This window comes from Paenibacillus alginolyticus DSM 5050 = NBRC 15375, from assembly GCF_000422905.1.
Classification (GTDB): domain Bacteria; phylum Bacillota; class Bacilli; order Paenibacillales; family NBRC-103111; genus Paenibacillus_E; species Paenibacillus_E alginolyticus.
In genome coordinates this window covers 24,840-42,843 of the sequence record NZ_AUGY01000034.1, presented here as the reverse complement: position 1 = coordinate 42,843, position 18,004 = coordinate 24,840, and the positions used below count along the sequence as shown (strand labels likewise).

The window sequence follows — 18,004 nt, the reverse complement described above, 5'->3', positions numbered from 1 at the left end:
TAGATGAAAGCAAGATCAGCGATAACGGACTTATCGAATTTACATTGGGTTCCAAAGTATGTATATTAAAAGAAGTCAAAAAGTTCCAATAAAAGAATGAGTCGGGGGGTTTACTTTGAAAGGAAAATTGTTTTACATTGGGTTAATCATTTCTTTCGTTACAACGGGTATCGCTCATTACATGCATCTGAATTCAACACTTCAGTTCATTATTGCTTGTATAGCGATCATTTTTGTAGCTGGATTTCTAGGTAAAGCCACGGAAAGCGTTGCACACTATGCAGGTGAGCGCGTAGGCGGATTCCTCAATGCAACATTCGGTAACGCAGCTGAGTTAATTATTGCGTACTTCTTAGTTAGAGACGGATTGTTCGATGTTGTCAAGGCCAGTCTTACCGGAGCCATTATCGGCAATTTGCTGCTTGTACTGGGACTTAGTATATTTGCAGGTGGATTAAAGTTCAAAGAACAGTCATTTAACGTAAAACTTGCTTCACACAATTCTTCCTTAATGATTCTTGGGGTTGTTGCGTTATTCATTCCAGCCATCTTCGCAGGCGGATTAACAACCAAAGAAACGTCAACAATGAGCATGATCGTCGCGATATTACTGATAGCCGCCTATTTGCTCTGGCTCCTATTTTCCATGGTTACACACAAAAGTGTACTTTCTGATGAAGCTATTGAACATGGTGAGGCCGCATGGTCCAAAGGAACTTCCATCCTTTTTCTAATCCTAGCTACCGTCATGGTAGCCTTCACCAGTGAATGGTTAGTGGGTACATTAGAAGAAGTCACCCATAGATTTGGATTATCTGAGCTGTTTGTAGGTGCATTCCTCATTGCCATTATTGGAAATGCCGCAGAGCATAGCGCCGCCGTGATGATGGCCACGAAGAACAAAATGGGCGCAGCCGTAGAAATAGCCATCGGCAGTTCGTTACAGATCGCCTTATTCGTAGCTCCTGTGCTTATACTTGTCAGTTTCTTCGTAAGTGGAACTCCTATGAACATTGTCTTCTCCACCTATGAAATTGCTGCCATCGGAGTCGCCGTCTTTATTACGAAGTCGATAACCCAAGATGGCTCTACCAACTGGTATGAAGGACTTTTGCTGCTCGTGGTCTACATCATTCTAGGCGTCGTATTCTTCCTCGTCTAAATACATAACAAAGACAAAAAAAGTAACCCATTGTGAAGGGTTACTTTTTGTTATTCAACGCTTCATATAGCTGCGCAAGATTACGTTCAAGCTTGCTGAGAATTTGTTTGCCAGGTATTTCGGAAATAAGTCCCGCTCGAATGGCAAAATCAATTTCTCTAGAAAGTCCGTACATTTGCGTATCTAAAACTTCTTCATACAGTGGGCATTGACGCGTTGTCAAATTCTCCATTTGCACTTCGATTAGTTTTTCGATTTTATCTGCATCTTCTTGGAGAAGATTAAGCGCTTTTTGATTCATGTCCAGCAATAGATCAGATGAAGACATTCCCAACTTCCCCCTATACGCATAGTCATCCGTCCTTATATGATCTATATTAAGCGAAATTGGATCAATATACAAGAGAAGGTACCCTCAGAGATTCTGAGAGTACCTTCTTTGAGTATGAACGCTATTCTTGAACTACGTTTACGCCCAAATTGTGCTTAGCGAATACTTCCGCCATAGCGACTTTCGCTTCTTCTGCATCCGGCCCATGAACATGAAGATCATAATTGCTGGAGCTAAGTAATGTAGTAAACAATCCTAAGATACTTTTTACATCGATATACTTATTATCATATTGGAGAACGATTGACGATCTGAATTTATTAGCTGTTTGTGAAATTTCAACAATTGCGGCATTATTAGCACTTGGCATATTTCATTCCTCCATTTATTTGCATCTGAATTGGTCGCCTTGCTCCCTATATGATAACTTGGAAAGGTTACTTAACGCAACTAAAAATTTCCTTCATTCTCCAAGTAAAGGTCTTCACTTCGTCTTTGCTGCAAAGGCTTTCTTCACGCCATTCCCTAATAGGATCAAAACAACGAAAATACCTAGCAACCAAAGTAGTCTTCCCTTATATTTCTGGAAATGAAATAAATCATGCGCAATCATCGATTCCAGAAAAACGATCGGCAGTTTCCCCAGCAAGGTACCCCATAGAAAATGAGTAAATCGCATTCGAGTTAGCCCTGCACCAAAATTAATCGCCGAGGAAGGTAAAATCGGAATCAATCTCCCTAGAAGAACATACAAGAATCCTCGCTTCTCCATTCGCTTACTAAACTGCGTCACTAACGGAAATCGGTCTAGCTTTTTCTCCACCCATGCATGTCCATAATAGCGAGCAAAGTAAAAAGACGAGATTGCTCCCAGACAAGACATTATGTAATTAACAAGAAACCCCATTTTAATACCGAAAATAGCTACATTCGTACCTGCAACAACAACAAACGGAATAAACGGAAAGAACGTTTGAAAAAAAATTAAAGCCATTCCGATGATTTTACCGGGCCAACCAATGTCCCTTAAATGTTCAGATAGCTGTCGCATATTACTATGAGTAAGTTTAATGCCTGTAGGGTTATAAAATAAAAAGGCAATCAGAGCAACGAGCACAATACAAATAAATAAAACTAACAAAATGTTTTTTTTGTTTAACACCGACAAATTTCGACCATCCTTCCCTTAGACCACATCATTGTAACATTTTACAGAAGGTTCAGGAAGAGAAAATTGAGGAGTTGTCTGGTTCTATAATGGTGAAGTACCCTATCATATTTCCATCCTTTGTGTAGTTTTCCCTGCCTCTACAAATTTATTAGATTAGATAACCTTTTATCGACATTTTTTGCACATTGCGCGTCCAGGTTCCTTGATTTGAAAGTGTTACAGCGAAGGAAAAGCACCTGTCCTTAGACAAGTGCTCGTTACTAACCGATTCGAATTTGGTTGCGGCCGTTATTTTTCGCTTGATAGAGAGCCATATCTGCCCGATAGAACAGTGATTCTACACTAATCTTATCTTCTTCCCAATTCCAATCCGAAACACCACAGGAAACGGTTACTTGCGGATTAGTCTCCTCTAGAACACGAATACGTATACGCTCTGCGATTCGAAGCGTTTGAGACTTGACTACTTGCGGTAAATAGACCGCTAGCTCTTCCCCGCCCCACCTTGCTGCAATATCACTATCCCTAATGCTAGTTTTAATAATCTGACTTACCTGGATCAAGATTTTATCGCCTACCTGATGGCCGTAGGTATCATTAACCCGTTTGAAATTATCTATATCAACAACGATTAGTGAGCCGCAAAAATCCTTTTTTTGCATCGAATTAGCCTGCTCGTCCAAATAATGACGTACATATAGTCCTGTAAGATTGTCTGTAATAACCATTCGTTTCACTTCAGCATGCAGGGAAGCATTCGTCATAGCAAGTCCAATATGACCCGAAAGAACCTGCAGCAATTTATAATTATCATAGGAAAAGAAATTTGGCTTGCTATGCACGACTAGAATAACGCCCTCAACTTGTCCATTCACGAGTATCGGCGAACCAATCAGCGAGCGGGAGTTAGTTAACTTCATCAGCTTTGACTCGACCTTGTCATTGCTCCAATAGTCTGAAATAATAATCGGTTCTTTGGAGGTATAGACAGCGCCAGAAAAGCCTTGACCTATGGTAAAGGTCTCATGAAACATGGCTGGCAAATTAGTTGCTTGTACGATTAAATTCTCACTATTTTTATCCGCCTGCAAAATACAACTATAATCCGCGCCGAAAATACTTAAAATCTCGCTCGAGGCTGAATTAAAGATTTCGTTTAAACGCAAGCTCTGATTTAACTGCTTGGTAATATCATTAATTAGTCGAAGCTCGTTAATCATTAAGTTGGACTGCTCATACAATTTAGCGTTTTCAAAAGCTGAACCCGCTGTATCGGCAAGCAATGATATGAATTGCAAATCCGATGCATGAATCAAATCGTTGTTAGAGGTCATATATAACACACCATATACGCCCTGTTTACCTGATAATGGAGCTGCTATTTGACCTGTACTTGGACCACTGCTCTCGGAAGAAGGTTCAAATATGACCTGCCCTTCCATAAAAGCACGCGTTAGAATGTCATCCTCCGCACTTTGGAAATTCAAAGGCTTTACGGATAGATTCGTAGAGTCATTATCCTGTGAAAGCAATAAATCTACTTGTATATTGGGATAAACGCTATGCATGCATTCAATGACTTCGGTCAACACCGAATCGACATCAATTTTGGCATGTAGCTTCTTAGATGCCTCAAATAAAATATCATGCTTCTTAAACTCAAGTTCCCTATTTAGATGCTGCATAAACAAGTGGTCGTACTTGCGACGATCCTCCACGCTCTGCAAACTGCCTTGGAAAGCAAGGGAAATGATATAGAACAATTGCGCAAGTTCATCTGCTTCTGTAATCATATGGGAAAATAGTCCCAAGTAAAGAATTGGAATCCCTTGTGGATCTAGGACTGGAATCGAAGCAGCCAAAACTGACTTCAGTTCTTTTGCGCTCATTTCTTCGCTAGTCATGATATGCATTTTAGGATTTTCAGCACATCGTACCAGCGGATTGTCATTGCGTTCTGCGTAGTTCCATGATGCTCCTACCTGCAGCAATGAATCAGTAAGAGGGGTATCATGGGAGCAAGCATTAACCACTTTCAGATCCGTATCCACGCATAACAGTGCGGTTTGAGGCGGCAGCATCGCTTGCCCGAATTGGTGAATCCATTCATCAAAAGCATCTCGAACGACGTGATGGCCATCGGATTCCCAATAGGAAAAGTTGCTAGAAAGAACAAGTCCTTGCCGAAGAAACTCTTCGAAGTGTTCTGTACGACTTTGTTGTATCAAACTACGAAGTGATTCACTCATAGGCTCTCCTTCACCAACAAACTGTAGTCCTATAGAACCAGGCAAAATCTTAACTCATATTATCATACTATTTTTCCGTGCGTATTGCACGATTTTTTAGAATCACTTTAAAGGATTGAGACTTGACACATGCCCCTGTTTTTAATAAAATTAGAAGTCGAGTAACAACATGATTTCGGTGAATGCCAATTGTGATCACCCTCACTGCTTTTGCTCCTGCCAAGACAGCGGCTGAACTACTCTTGTCAGGGAATCACAGTATGATTCGTAAGCAAAACCAGGCACTTGTCTTCACCCTGACATCTAGATGCTATCTACTAAACTAATTGTTGAAAAGAAGGAGTTTTTCCTAAATGTCACGTTATACAGGACCTAAATTTAAATTAAGCCGTCGTGTTGGTATCTCTTTGAGCGGTAACGGCAAAGACTTGAAACGCCCATTCCCTCCAGGTCAACATGGCCCAGGACAACGCAAAAAAATGAGCGGCTATGGCGTTCAATTAAATGAAAAACAAAAGCTTCGTCACATGTACGGTTTGAACGAGAAGCAATTCCGCAACTTGTTCGATAAAGCTTCCAAACTTAAAGGTATTGCCGGTGAGAACTTCATGATCTTGCTTGAAAGCCGTTTGGACAACTTGGTTTACCGTCTTGGTCTTTCCAACTCCCGCGCAGGCGCGCGTCAACTAGTTGCTCACGGTCACGTAACTGTGAACGGCAAAAAAGTAGATATCGCTTCTTACATCGTATCTACAGGCGACGTTATTGCTCTTCGTGAAAGAAGCAAAGGTCTTTCCGCAGTGAAAGAAGCTCTTGCTAACCGTAACTACCTGCCAACTTACCTTGAGTTCAACGACGCAAGCGTAGAAGGCAAGTACATCCGTTTGCCAGAACGTTCTGAGCTTCCACAAGAAATTGACGAGAAACAAATCGTCGAGTTCTACAGCCGTTAATAAAAGCAAGCCCCTCTGGGATTTCCCTGAGGGGCTTATTTTTCGTTAAGCAAACTGTACAAGATAGTAATTCTTTTTACCGCGGCGAATAATAATGTAAGTCTCTCCGAGTCTACCCAAATCTTTGGCTGCTGCATCGAATTGCGTCACTTTAACACCGTTGACCGTGACAGCTCCACTTTCAATATCTTGACGTGCTTGACGTTTAGACGGTGCCGCTCCTACGGATATCAGCAAATCAACCAACGCAATATCATCTTGATCTATCGTTGTAGATGGAACATCCTTGAACGCTTCTTCAATTTCTGTACGAGAAAGCTCCTGAATATTACCACTGAATAAAGCCGTTGTAATGTTAAGAGCACTTTCTAACGCGTCTCCACCGTGTACAAGCTTCGTAACTTCGCGGGCAAGTAATTTCTGAGCTTCCCTCTTCTCAGGCTGAGCCTGTACTTCTTCTTCGAGTCGTTCGATTTCCTCATGAGAAACGAAAGTAAAGTATTTCAGGAAACGGATGACATCATTGTCGGCAGTGCCTAACCAAAATTGGTAGAACTGGTAAGGAGACGTTTTGCTAGCATCTAACCAAATAGCTCCGCCTTCTGTCTTTCCGAACTTTTGACCATCACTCTTTGTCACAAGCGGCAAGGTTACTCCGTAAGCACGTTTATCTGTGGATTTACCGATAAGCTCAAGACCAGCCGTAATATTGCCCCATTGGTCACTTCCGCCAATTTGCACGGAGCAATTTTTGGTTTCATTGAGCTTCAGGAAATCGTAAGATTGCAGAATCATGTAGCTGAACTCTGTGAAAGAAATCCCTTTGGAGATCCGTGAATCAACAGAATCTTTGGCCAACATGTAATTGACGGTAAAATTTTTGCCTACATCACGAAGGAATTCGATGACATTCAGCGATCCAAGCCAATCGTAATTGTTGACTAGCTCTGCACTATTTTCAATTTCAGTCGAGAAGTCGAGAAATCGAGATAACTGCTTTTTGATGCTTTGTGACCAAGCCTCGACAACTTCAGGTCCATTAAGTGTTCGCTCATTGGCTTTCCCGCTTGGATCACCGATTAAACCGGTTCCCCCGCCAACGAGTGCCAAAGGAATATGACCTGCGAGCTGAAAACGTCTCAGCGTTAGAATAGGCAGCAAGCTGCCGATATGCAAGCTGTCTGCAGTCGGGTCAAAGCCGCAATAAAGCGTAACACGCTCCTCGCTTAGCTTTTTGTCTAAGCCCTCTCGATCCGTAATTTGATGCAGCAGCCCACGAAACTCCAAATCCTTCAAAATATCCATGTTCATCCATCTCCTTTTTCTTTAAACATACAAAAAAAGCCTTCTTATCCACAAAGGGACGAGAAGACTTGACTCGCGGTACCACCCTAATTAAAACAGTAGTTACGTACATCTATAACAGGTGTTATGTGCACGGCTAGCTATTTTCACTCAAGAACCTTTAACGGGGTTTAATCGGCAAATACTACTTGTGCAGCTCATGTAGCTGCAGGTTCCCATCCACTGCTCAAGACCGTAATTCACTAACCTGCAGGTACCGGTTCGCACCCTCCACCGGCTCTCTGAAAGCATCCACAAGCTACCTACTGCTGATCTTTCTACGCATTTGATAAAAATTTATCACATGTTTCTAGGTGTTGTCAAACCATGTCGGCATCGTTTCTTCGGTTCATCATTACCGCATAAGGTGCAATTATGGTATACTATTAGGGTTCATGTAAGGAGGATATTGGAACTTATGCGCAATTTTTTCGCTAAATGGAATCGCCCTTGGGTGAGAACGACATTCAAAGTAACTTGGATTACCTTAAAGTGGACCATCATTAGTGCTTTTTTGGCGGGGATTGTTGGTGGATCCGCCGCATTCGGGTATGTGAGTGCACTTGTCAAAAAAGATCCTGTACGCACCGAAGAATCCATACGTCAGCAGATGCAGGAAAATGCAGTAACAGGTTTTGCTTACTTCAATGACGATACTGTCATAGGGCAATTGCGAACGGAAGAAGACCGTCGTCTCGCTCAGCTAGATGACATACCTCAATTACTGTTAGACGCTGTCCTCGCTATTGAAGACAAAGACTTCTACAACCATCGCGGGATAGATTTCCGCGGACTTTACCGCGCAGTAACTCAGAAGCTGCTGAACGAGGAAGTACAAACAGGCGGCAGTACGATTACGCAACAGCTTGCCAGACGGGTATTTCTAACACTAGACAAAGATGACGGACGTAAAGCAAGAGAGCTCCTGCTTGCGCTGCGGATGGAACGCCTAATGTCCAAGGATGAAATTTTGCTCGCTTATTTGAACAAAATTCCTTATGGCAATGGCGCGACTGGCTATAATCTATATGGAATTAAAGCTGCTGCCAAAGGTCTCTTCAACATCGACGATCTGGATAAGTTAAACGTTGCTCAAGCCGCATACTTAGCCGGTCTGCCGCAATCCCCATCGCAGTACTCTGCCTTCACAAGTAAGCCCGAGTTTGATGAAGATGGGTTCAAAAAAGCGGTTACTCGTGAACAATTAGTACTCAAACGGATGCTGGAAGAAAAGAAAATTACGAACGAACAGTACCAAGAAGCACTTAAGTTTGATCTCAAAGCTTCCATGCCCGCTGCGGCTCAGAAGGCTTATACGACTTATCCTTACCTAATGATTGAAACAGAGCAAGAAGCAGCCGAAATTTTGTTGAAGATCCAAAAGCCTGATCTTGATCCTAAGAAAAATCAGGCCGCTTATAATGAAGCATTAAAAGGCATACATACTCAGCTCTTACGTGGCGGTTATCAAATCTATACAACCATTGATAAGACGATTTATGATTCCATGCATGAAATCTCGAGTAATGAGAAAAACTTCGCCCCTACAGACGATAAAAAGGGCATGGAACAAGTCGGGGCCATCATGATCGATTCTAAAACTGGAGCTATAAAAGGAATGATTGAGGGGCGCAATTTCTTCGAAGAGCAGCTCAATCACGCCACACAAGCATTCAGGCAGCCTGGATCAACCATGAAGCCAATCGCCGCTTATATACCTGCCTTAGAGAAAGGGGCCATTCAACCGGCTAGTGTCGTGGATGATATCCCCATTATTCTAAAAGACGGTGTGAAAGGCTTTCATCTTCCAGAAAACTGGGATCACAAGTTTCACGGATTAATGACAGCCAGAAAAGCTCTAAACCAGTCTTACAACATCCCTGCCATTGATATATTTTTGAATAAAGTAGGCATTAATGATGCCTGGGATTTCGCAAAAAAACTCGGTATCACGTCCATTCAAAAAGAAGATTACGTTGCGCAGACCGGTGTAATCGGCGGTTTAAGCAAGGGAACTTCCGTGCGGGAACTGACTGGCGCTTATGCTTCTATTCCGAATAAAGGCGTATTTAATGATACGTTTATGATTCGAGAAATCAAAGATTCGAATGGCAAAACGATTTATACGCATGATCTGAAGCCTACCCCTGTCTACTCTCCGCAAAGTGCATATCTAATTACGGATATGATGAAAACGGTGATTAGCCAAGGTACAGCGACAGATTTGATGCAAAAATATAAATCATACGGCAAAATTGAGATTTCAGGTAAAACAGGATCTACGCAAGACGATGCCGATGCTTGGTTTATGGGATTCAGCCCGGACATCACAGTTGGCGTGTGGATCGGCTACGATCAGCCGATCAATAAATTGTCATCGTCGTTGAAATCATCGCAAATGCATCAAACCTATCACGCCAAAGATATATGGGCACTCATCATGAATCGAACGATCGAACAAAAGCCGGAGCTATTCCCTACCAAAACTTTCGCAAAACCGGAAGGTATTGTCTCGGCAACCGTTTCCAGCTTGTCAGGTAAGCTTCCGAGCGAATTAACGACGAAGTCCGATCTTTTAGTTACTGATCTTTTCAACAAGAAATATGTGCCAACTGATGTCGACAATGTGATGGTACGGATGAAAATCAGTTCATATGGCGGGCTAAATTACATGGCACAAGATAATACGCCGGCAGATTTCGTGCAAGAGAAAACAGTTATTAAAAGGCAAAAATCGATCAGTCAATTGCTCAAAGAAATCGAAGTAGCCATGAGTAAACTTCCTGAAAAAAGCCGTAAGCCGATCGATAATTATAAGCCTACCGATTATGACGATGACGCACCATCCGAAGTTGACCCTCGGGTTGATGACGGTAAAGAGCCTGCAGCACCAACGAACGTTATAACAACAAAGTCCGGTGATACAGCAACCATTGCCTTCCAGGCAAGTCCGAATCCTGATATCGTCGGCTATCGCATTTATCGTTCCGATAACCGCGGCAAGTTCCAGCTCATGGGCGGCAAAGTGGTCTTGGCAGGGGCTGAGACGAAATTTACCGATCAAATCCCAGGAACTAGCTTAATCGGTTATTATGTAACAGCAGTCGATGTAGCGGGGAAAGAATCGGTACCTAGCCGCTCCTCTTATACAGATGGAAGCTCGCTAGATTCATTGTTCGTACCTTCTGTCGACGGCAATCAAATTCCAGGAGCGACTAACCCTCCTTCAGACTCCAACGGCGGAATCGGTGAACCCATCGGAACCGACAATGGTAACCATGGAAGTGCAAAGGACCTGCCTGCTGCACCAACCGGTATTAAAGCCAAAGCAGATGGCGCAGGTGTGGTTTTAACCTGGAAAGCCAATGCGTCCAAGGATAAAGTAAAGCAGTATCAAGTCTATTTTAGTGATAAAGAAAAAGGCACTTTTAAGAAGCTTGGTTCTGTGAGTGATGCGACCGAGTTTCACTATTACGCAGCAGCTTACAACGGTTATTATAAAGTAACTGCTGTCAATGATGCAGGCGAATCTAAGCCATCAGCCGCTATAGCCTATAACAACTAAATCACGATGTACAAAGACCCGGATAACCGGGTCTTTGTTATTTTCCAAAAGCTTAAATATACAAGGATAAACGACTCCGTCGTCCTTCAGGGACGAGCGCGTTTGTCAAGGTAGATGCGAAGCAAAAGTATATAACTTATTCTATCTTTTCTACTAAAAAAAGCCTCCCTCACACCAAGAAATCTGGTACAAGGAAGGCTTGCTTGCTTATTAGTCTTCGATCGTCGATAAGTCGCCAGTTGGCAAATTAAGCTCCCAAGCTTTAAGAACACGGCGCATAATTTTACCACTGCGTGTCTTAGGCAGCTTGTCTTTGAATTCAATTTCACGAGGAGCCGCATGGGCAGAAAGCCCCTCTTTAACAAATTTGGAAATATCCGCTTTGAGCTCATCAGATGGTGTGAAGCCTTCACGCAGAGCGATAAACGCTTTAATGATCTCTCCACGCATCGGGTCAGGCTTGCCAATAACTCCAGCCTCTGCAACCGCCGGATGCTCAACGAGCTTACTCTCCACCTCGAAAGGACCTACGCGCTCGCCTGCTGTGTTAATCACATCGTCCACTCGACCTTGGAACCAGAAGTAACCCTCTTCATCCTGATAAGCCGAATCTCCGGAAACGTACCAACCTGTCAAACGGAAATATTCTTCGTATTTAGATGGATTATTCCAAATTTTGCGCATCATCGAAGGCCATGGCGTTTTGATAGCTAGGTTCCCCATCCGATTAGGAGGCAGAATGTTCCCTGCATCATCAATAATAGCCGCTTCAACGCCCGGAATTGGACGCCCCATTGAACCAGGCTTGATCGTCATGGATGGATAGTTACAGATGAGTTGTCCACCCGTTTCAGTCATCCACCAAGTATCATGAATACGTTGGTTATAAACTTTTAACCCCCAACGTACAACTTCGGGATTTAACGGCTCGCCTACGCTAAGTACGTGACGAAGCGAAGACAGATCAAATGAAGTGACCACATCATCACCGGCACCCATCAACATACGGAAAGCCGTTGGCGCACTGTACCAAACAGTTACTTTATATTTCTGAAGCGTACTATACCAATCTTGAGGACTGAACCGTCCGCCGCGAATGACATTCGTTGCACCATTTAACCATGGAGCAAAGATCCCGTAGGAGGTACCTGTTACCCAACCTGGATCCGCTGTACACCAATAAATATCATCTTCTTTAAGATCTAATACAATTTTACCCGTATAATAATGTTGAAGCATGGCGTTTTGAACGTGATAGACACCCTTTGGTTTACCTGTTGAACCAGACGTATAATGGATAATTAATCCATCCTCACGATCCAGCCACTCGATGTCAAGTTCTGTTGAAGCGCTTTCCATCTCTTTGTAGAAATCAACTTGTCCTTCAGCTAGCTCCACGTTATCTCCAACGAGAATGACATGCTTCAAATGTGGAAGCTCATTAAAAGGAACACGCGATAGTAAACTTGGTGTCGTAACGATCGCTACGGCTTCACTGTCTTCCAAACGGTCTCTGACTGCCGTTTCCATGAAAGCCTCAAATAACGGCCCAACAACAGCGCCTACTTTGAGGGTTCCGAGTAAGGAATAGTAAAGTTCCGGTGTGCGCGGCATGAAGATGAAAACGCGCTCGCCTTTACCAACGCCAAGTCCTCGAAGCACATTACCAAACTGATTGGACTTTGCTTTCATTTGCCCAAAAGTGATTGCTTCTTCTCGCTGATTATCGCTGTAGTACAGAGCGATTTTGTCCTTTTTGGATGAATCTGCATGGCGGTCAATGGCTTCATAAGCCATGTTAACTTTACCTGTTTCATACCAGGAAAAGCTCTTCTCAATGTCTTTCCAATCAAATGACGCATGTGTTTCTTCATAATTGTTCATGTTAGGATTAGGGGATACAGCTTCAATGAGTTCAACTTTCATTTGATCCATGTACGTAAAACCCTCCTCACGTGGTAAACCGTTTTCATTTTACTGACTATTTCAAGCAAAATGTGATCGATTTTTGACATATTCTATTATATCATACTAGGAAATATTCGCCTACGTTAAAAATTCGTCTTTTAATTCCAACCAAAGTTTGGTATAAGAATACTATGACCTAACGGAAGAGGAAACGTTCATCATGCTGTTTTTTAAAAGGAGGGCTAAGGTTATGCAGCATATCAAAATATACCACTCACACAGCCTGCGCGCAGCTCCTGATCAGCCCGAAATTATCATAGAAGGCCCTGTTTCAGCAGAAAGTTTGCAAGAGCTTATTATGCATACCAAATTAGATGCGTTCCGCAGACCCAAGGAGCAATTAGAGGCTCTAGTCGAAATCGCACAATTACCTGAAGGTCGTATCATCATTGCAAGAGTCGGCTCCACCATTATCGGCTATGTCACCTTTCACTACCCAGACGAAATTGAGCGTTGGTCACAGGGTCATATGCAGGATTTAATTGAACTCGGCGCCATCGAAGTTGCAGACGACTACCGATCCATCGGATTAGGGAAAAAGATGATTCGACTCGCTTTCGAAGAAGAGCAGATGGAGAATGTCATCTGTTTCACCACGGAGTATTATTGGCATTGGGACTTGGAAACAAGCAAATTAACGGTCTGGGAATACCGTCAAATGATGGAGAAGCTGATGAAAAGCATCGACATGATCTGGTTTGCTACGGATGACCCAGAAATATGCTCACATCCAGCCAACTGCCTAATGGTTAGAATCGGTAAAGAGGTGCCGATCTCTTCCATTGAACAGTTTGATCGCATTCGTTTTCAGCAGCGGTTCATGTATTAATTTCTATGTAATCGCAGGATTCTAGAGCTTCAAGCGAAATTGTTAGTCCATTCGGGGGAATTAGGGATATGAACAAGAAGGCAAGTCCTGTCTTTATCTATGATGATCAAGAAATTCAATATAAATTTAATGAAAATCACCCGTTTAATCAAGATCGTCTGACAATGACGGTGGATTTGCTGCGAAAAGCCGGCGCGCTCCCTGACAGCGCGCTATGGGCACCTCGCTCCGCGACAGATAGCGAGCTGCTGCGGGTTCATTCACCCGCTTACATAGAAGCCGTGAAAGCGCTTAGCTGTTCCGCGCCGGAAGCTGCTTGGATCCGAGAAGCAACGCGCTTCGGGCTGGACACAGACGACACGCCCTTCTTCGCCGGGATGCATGATACCACGGCGAAGGTCGTGGGCGGTTCCATCACCGCAGTCGAGCTGGTGATGTCCGGCAAGGCTCCACACGCCCTTCACCTGGGCGGCGGATTGCACCACGCCCTGCAAAGCAAGGGCGCAGGCTTCTGCGTCTACAACGACGCATCCGCGGCGATTGCGCACGCCAAAGAGATGTACGGCGCCAAGGTGCTGTACATCGATACAGATGTGCATCATGGGGATGGCGTACAGTGGGCCTTCTACGCCGATCCACAGGTATGCACACTTTCTATTCACGAGACGGGGAAATATTTATTCCCCGGCACGGGCGCCGTGAACGAACGCGGCGAAGGCGATGCGTTCTGCAAGAGCATTAACATACCGGTGGAGCCCTACACCGAGGATGAGTCGTGGCTGGAGTGCTTCGGCGAGGTGCTTACCGAGACGATTCGAAGCTTCCAGCCAGACGTCATTATCTCGCAGCATGGGTGCGATGCCCATGCTTTCGACCCGCTCGCGCATGTCCATTGCTCCATGCGCGTGTACAAGGCTATGCCCGAGCTGATCCACTCCCTTGCGCACCAGTGGTGCGAAGGGCGCTGGATAGCGCTCGGGGGCGGCGGGTACGACATCTGGCGTGTCGTACCGCGGGCTTGGAGCCTGCTCTGGCTCGTTATGAGCGAGCAGGCGGTCTTAGATCAGCTGGAGACGCAGCCCCAGCTGAAGCTGCCTCAGGCGTGGCTCGACGCCTGGCAGAGCAAGAGCCCGGTCCAGCTGGTGGATACGTGGCTGGACCCCGTAGAGGCTTGGGCGCCGATTCCAAGGCGCCAAGCGATCACCGAGAAGAACCGGCAAACGAAGGAACTCGCCATGATGTATTTGAAGTAGAAAAAAGCTCAGAACCGCCACTTCGGCGACATTCTGAGCTCTTTTTATTTATAGATGCTTCACGATATCCTCAACCATTTTGTACGAATTCTCAGATGCTTGAACGGTAAATTCGGCAAAGTTAACATGAGCTGAACCATCTGCTTTATCGGACATCGATCGTAGCACGACATAAGGAGTGGCATTCATTGAACAAACTTGAGCAACCGAAGCTCCCTCCATCTCAACACAAACACCGCCAAGCTCTTCGTACAGGCTAGCAACCACTTCTCGGCTTGCAATAAACTGGTCCCCCGAGAGTACTCTCCCCTTTTTAACCTTGCCTGCAAACAGCTTTTCACCTGAAGCAACAGCCAGCTCAACAAGCTTGCTATCCGCTTCGAAGATGGATTTCGCTTCATAAGGGATGACGCCACGAGCAAACCCGAGTGCTGTAACATCCATGTCATGCTGCATGCATTCACTCGATATCACAAGATCCCCGATATTCAGCTCTGGATCTAAAGCTCCCGCTACACCCGTAAAAATAACAGCTTCGACGCCGAAGTTATCAATTAGAATTTGAGTCGTCACTGCCGCATTCACTTTCCCTACACCTGTTCGGCACACGACAACTTGCTTGTCAAAATACGTACCTTCACGAAACGTAATGCCAGCTTTGATCGTTTCACGCACATCGGTCATATGCGAAACTAGCAGCTCTATTTCTTCGTTCATCGCTCCGATAAGAGCAATTTTATTCCATGTCATTTCATTATCCTCTTTCCCTTATCTACATGAGAAAACCTCTATCGAGATCACCCCCGAAGGAATGACCTCGCTTAGAGGTTTGATTTGATTAAGATTGTGTAACGGAGTTGCGGTAAATAATTTCGTGCGGCAGGATAACCTGCATATGATCCGTTGACTCTTTATTCATCAACTTCGTTAGAAGACGCATTGACACTGCGCCGATATCATACATCGGTTGTGCAACTGTCGTTAAAGTCGGTCTAACCATGGAAGCCATGCGGATATTGTCCACGCTAATAACGGCGATATCTTGCGGTACTCTAAGTCCATTGTCTTGAATCGTGTGAATGGCGCCAATCGCCATCTCGTCGGTTGCAGAGAAGATCGCTGTCGGTCTTGGTGAAAGCTCCAAGAAATATTTCACAGCGTCTACACTTGATTCATAACGATAGTTCCCAATGCGAACATATTCATCACGCAGTGGAATTCCTGCCGCATCCAATGCTTTTTTGTAACCTTGATAACGCGCAAATCCATTCGCTGGGTCATGCAGAGTTCCGGATATCATGGCAATATCACGATGACCGGCTTCAATCAGTACATTCACAGCATCGAAAGCGGCTTTCTCGTGATCGATATCAACGGATGCCATGGCTTGATTCTCATCCTTCGTGCCGCATAAAACGACAGGTACGGAAGACGTACGGAATGCCTGTGTATGTTCCTCGGTTACAACGCCACCCATGAAGAGCAATCCATCAACCTGCTTCTCAAGCAAAGTGTTAATAACACGAATTTCTTTTTCTTTCTTCTTGTCCGCATTACACAAAATGATATTGTAATGGTACATATTGGCAATATCCTCAATCCCACGTGCTACTTCAGCAAAAATGGAATTGGAAATATCGGGTATGACAACACCAACGGTCGTTGTCTTCTTACTCGCTAAACCCCTTGCTACCGCATTAGGGCGGTAACCGAGACGCTCAATGGCTTCAAAAACCTTCTTGCGTGTTTGCGGCTTAACGTTAGGATTGTTGTTTACAACCCTAGAAACGGTTGCCATAGAAACTCCTGCTTCTCTTGCTACATCATAAATGGTTACGGTCACGGTTACTCTCTCCATTTTCAAAAGTATTCTGCGATCCTAGTATATTATCGTTATGATACGACAAATTAATCCATCTTGCAATGTATATTGAAAATGCTTTGAAAATAATTTCAATGTTTTTTCAAAAGATGTACACATTATGCAAGGATAACCGACATAATCGTCCATTAGGGACCAGTGAGTTCATCAAGTATGATGCAGTTATACGGTTATATCAACTATAAAAAGCCAACCCCTTTGGGATTGGCCAAATACTGCTTATGTCGATATTGCACTCTGCGTGATTTGTGATAACCGCTTGCGAATTTCTTCGGTCCAAGGTTCGTCACCTAGCGATTGCGCTAGCAATAAGATGTCCAAAAGTTCATTGATCCGTTCTTCAACGATCTTTTCCATGGAATCATTCATATGCTCTTTTTCAGTCACCTTCAGCAGTAGAAAGGCAACTTCCGAAAGTTCATGAAAAAAGAGCTGCTGCTTCTCAGGCTTACTCCCCAGCCTACCGATTAAACCGGTAAGTTCGGGTTTGACATGAGGAACAACTTCACTGCGACCACACGCTTCACATGAGTAAATAGGTACATTCTCAATGTCGACTTTGTTCTGATAAATAACCGTACGAAGACGAAGGTTCATCGTGCGTCCGCACTTACAATACTTTTGCATTCTAACACTCCTTCTACTTTGCGGGCGGCATGTACATGAGTTGCTTGTACTATGATATTCTACGATTTTAATCGATTTCCTGCCGAATGAAGAGTAGTAGTTTTTGCCACCTATGGTAGAGGAATGTTACTTTTCCTGTTGTTTATTAAATTGAATAAGCTCATCCACAAATCGCTTGGAAAAAGCGGGAAGATCTGGCGGGCGACGCCCAGAAATGATGTTGCGATCGACAACCACTTCTTCGTCCAACCAAGTTGCTCCTGCATTTTCGAGATCATCTCGAATGCCTGGCGTCGATGTCATCGTATACCCTTTTACGATTTTCGCCGAAATCAGCACCCAACCTGCATGACAGATTTGAGCAATCGGCTTAACTGCCGCGTGAAACTCCTGCGTTAAACGAATCACGTCCGGATAACGACGAAGCTTATCAGGCGCCCATCCTCCTGGAACATAAAGGCCGATGTAATCGGAAGACTTTACTTCATCGAAGGCATAGTCTGTTGTAATAGGCACACCATATTTACCGTGGTACACGGCTCCTGCCTTAGGACCGACAATATCCACAACGACCCCGGATTCACGCAAGCGTAGAACAGGATACCACATTTCCAAGTCTTCAAACTCTTCATCAACAAATGCTAATACTTTTGTTCCTGTCAATTCCATG

15 protein-coding genes and 1 other annotated feature are annotated in these 18,004 nt (G+C 44.1%); of the genes, 5 read left to right on the top strand and 10 right to left on the bottom strand.

Going from position 1 to position 18,004, the window contains the following annotated elements; translation table 11 throughout:
- Positions 1-115 precede the first annotated feature (115 nt).
- Positions 116-1,162, top strand: coding sequence for a calcium/proton exchanger (gene cax / locus G519_RS0116150; RefSeq protein ID WP_029195597.1), 1,047 nt, complete (start codon positions 116-118; stop codon positions 1,160-1,162).
- Positions 1,163-1,202: 40 nt separating this feature from the next.
- On the opposite strand, the gene G519_RS0116145 is transcribed toward cax, so the two are convergent.
- From G519_RS0116145 to G519_RS43260, 4 genes are all read right to left on the bottom strand, one after another.
- On the bottom strand, positions 1,203-1,490 hold the full coding sequence (locus tag G519_RS0116145; RefSeq protein ID WP_029195596.1) for a YlaN family protein: 288 nt from the start codon (positions 1,488-1,490) through the stop codon (positions 1,203-1,205).
- 124 nt (positions 1,491-1,614) lie between these two features.
- Positions 1,615-1,863 carry an HPr family phosphocarrier protein gene (locus tag G519_RS0116140; RefSeq protein ID WP_029195595.1) on the bottom strand — a complete coding sequence of 83 codons (249 nt, stop codon included), beginning with the start codon at positions 1,861-1,863 and terminating at the stop codon, positions 1,615-1,617.
- 114 nt (positions 1,864-1,977) lie between these two features.
- On the bottom strand, positions 1,978-2,655 hold the full coding sequence (locus tag G519_RS0116135; RefSeq protein WP_244280135.1) for a TVP38/TMEM64 family protein: 678 nt from the start codon (positions 2,653-2,655) through the stop codon (positions 1,978-1,980).
- A 269-nt stretch (positions 2,656-2,924) separates the two neighbouring features.
- Positions 2,925-4,913: a diguanylate cyclase gene (locus G519_RS43260; RefSeq protein ID WP_051253434.1), complete on the bottom strand. Its 1,989-nt coding sequence runs from the start codon at positions 4,911-4,913 to the stop codon at positions 2,925-2,927.
- A 353-nt stretch (positions 4,914-5,266) separates the two neighbouring features.
- On the opposite strand from G519_RS43260, the gene rpsD reads away from it, so the two are divergent.
- Positions 5,267-5,866 carry a 30S ribosomal protein S4 gene (rpsD, locus tag G519_RS0116125; protein WP_029195593.1) on the top strand — a complete coding sequence of 200 codons (600 nt, stop codon included), beginning with the start codon at positions 5,267-5,269 and terminating at the stop codon, positions 5,864-5,866.
- A gap of 45 nt (positions 5,867-5,911) precedes the next feature.
- On the opposite strand, the gene tyrS is transcribed toward rpsD, so the two are convergent.
- Positions 5,912-7,171: a tyrosine--tRNA ligase gene (tyrS, locus tag G519_RS0116120; protein WP_029195592.1), complete on the bottom strand. Its 1,260-nt coding sequence runs from the start codon at positions 7,169-7,171 to the stop codon at positions 5,912-5,914.
- Between the two features lie 51 nt (positions 7,172-7,222).
- Positions 7,223-7,500: a binding site (T-box leader), on the bottom strand.
- 128 nt (positions 7,501-7,628) lie between these two features.
- Between tyrS and G519_RS0116115 the strand changes: the two genes are divergently transcribed.
- Positions 7,629-10,775, top strand: a complete 3,147-nt coding sequence (locus tag G519_RS0116115) for a transglycosylase domain-containing protein (protein WP_029195591.1) — start codon at positions 7,629-7,631, stop codon at positions 10,773-10,775.
- Between the two features lie 210 nt (positions 10,776-10,985).
- On the opposite strand, the gene acsA is transcribed toward G519_RS0116115, so the two are convergent.
- Positions 10,986-12,710 carry an acetate--CoA ligase gene (acsA, locus tag G519_RS0116110; protein ID WP_029195590.1) on the bottom strand — a complete coding sequence of 575 codons (1,725 nt, stop codon included), beginning with the start codon at positions 12,708-12,710 and terminating at the stop codon, positions 10,986-10,988.
- A 223-nt stretch (positions 12,711-12,933) separates the two neighbouring features.
- Here acsA and G519_RS0116105 point away from each other — a divergent pair, with 223 nt between their 5' ends.
- Positions 12,934-13,572, top strand: a complete 639-nt coding sequence (locus tag G519_RS0116105; protein ID WP_029195589.1) for a GNAT family N-acetyltransferase — start codon at positions 12,934-12,936, stop codon at positions 13,570-13,572.
- A gap of 68 nt (positions 13,573-13,640) precedes the next feature.
- The gene (locus G519_RS0116100; RefSeq protein WP_029195588.1) at positions 13,641-14,825 is read left to right on the top strand and encodes an acetoin utilization protein AcuC; all 1,185 of its coding nucleotides are present in this window, start codon (positions 13,641-13,643) and stop codon (positions 14,823-14,825) included.
- A gap of 48 nt (positions 14,826-14,873) precedes the next feature.
- Here G519_RS0116100 and G519_RS0116095 read toward each other — a convergent pair whose 3' ends face one another.
- The 4 genes from G519_RS0116095 to G519_RS0116080 form a co-directional block, all read right to left on the bottom strand.
- Positions 14,874-15,575 (bottom strand): 5'-methylthioadenosine/adenosylhomocysteine nucleosidase, encoded by a 702-nt coding sequence (locus G519_RS0116095; protein WP_029195587.1) that lies wholly within the window; start codon positions 15,573-15,575, stop codon positions 14,874-14,876.
- Positions 15,576-15,663: 88 nt separating this feature from the next.
- A complete protein-coding gene (ccpA, locus tag G519_RS0116090) occupies positions 15,664-16,668 on the bottom strand; it encodes a catabolite control protein A (protein ID WP_029195586.1) in 1,005 nt (334 codons plus the stop codon).
- Positions 16,669-16,926: 258 nt separating this feature from the next.
- Positions 16,927-17,334, bottom strand: coding sequence for a hypothetical protein (locus G519_RS0116085; RefSeq protein WP_029195585.1), 408 nt, complete (start codon positions 17,332-17,334; stop codon positions 16,927-16,929).
- Between the two features lie 126 nt (positions 17,335-17,460).
- Positions 17,461-18,003, bottom strand: coding sequence for a type 1 glutamine amidotransferase domain-containing protein (locus G519_RS0116080; RefSeq protein ID WP_029195584.1), 543 nt, complete (start codon positions 18,001-18,003; stop codon positions 17,461-17,463).
- Position 18,004: the final 1 nt, after the last annotated feature.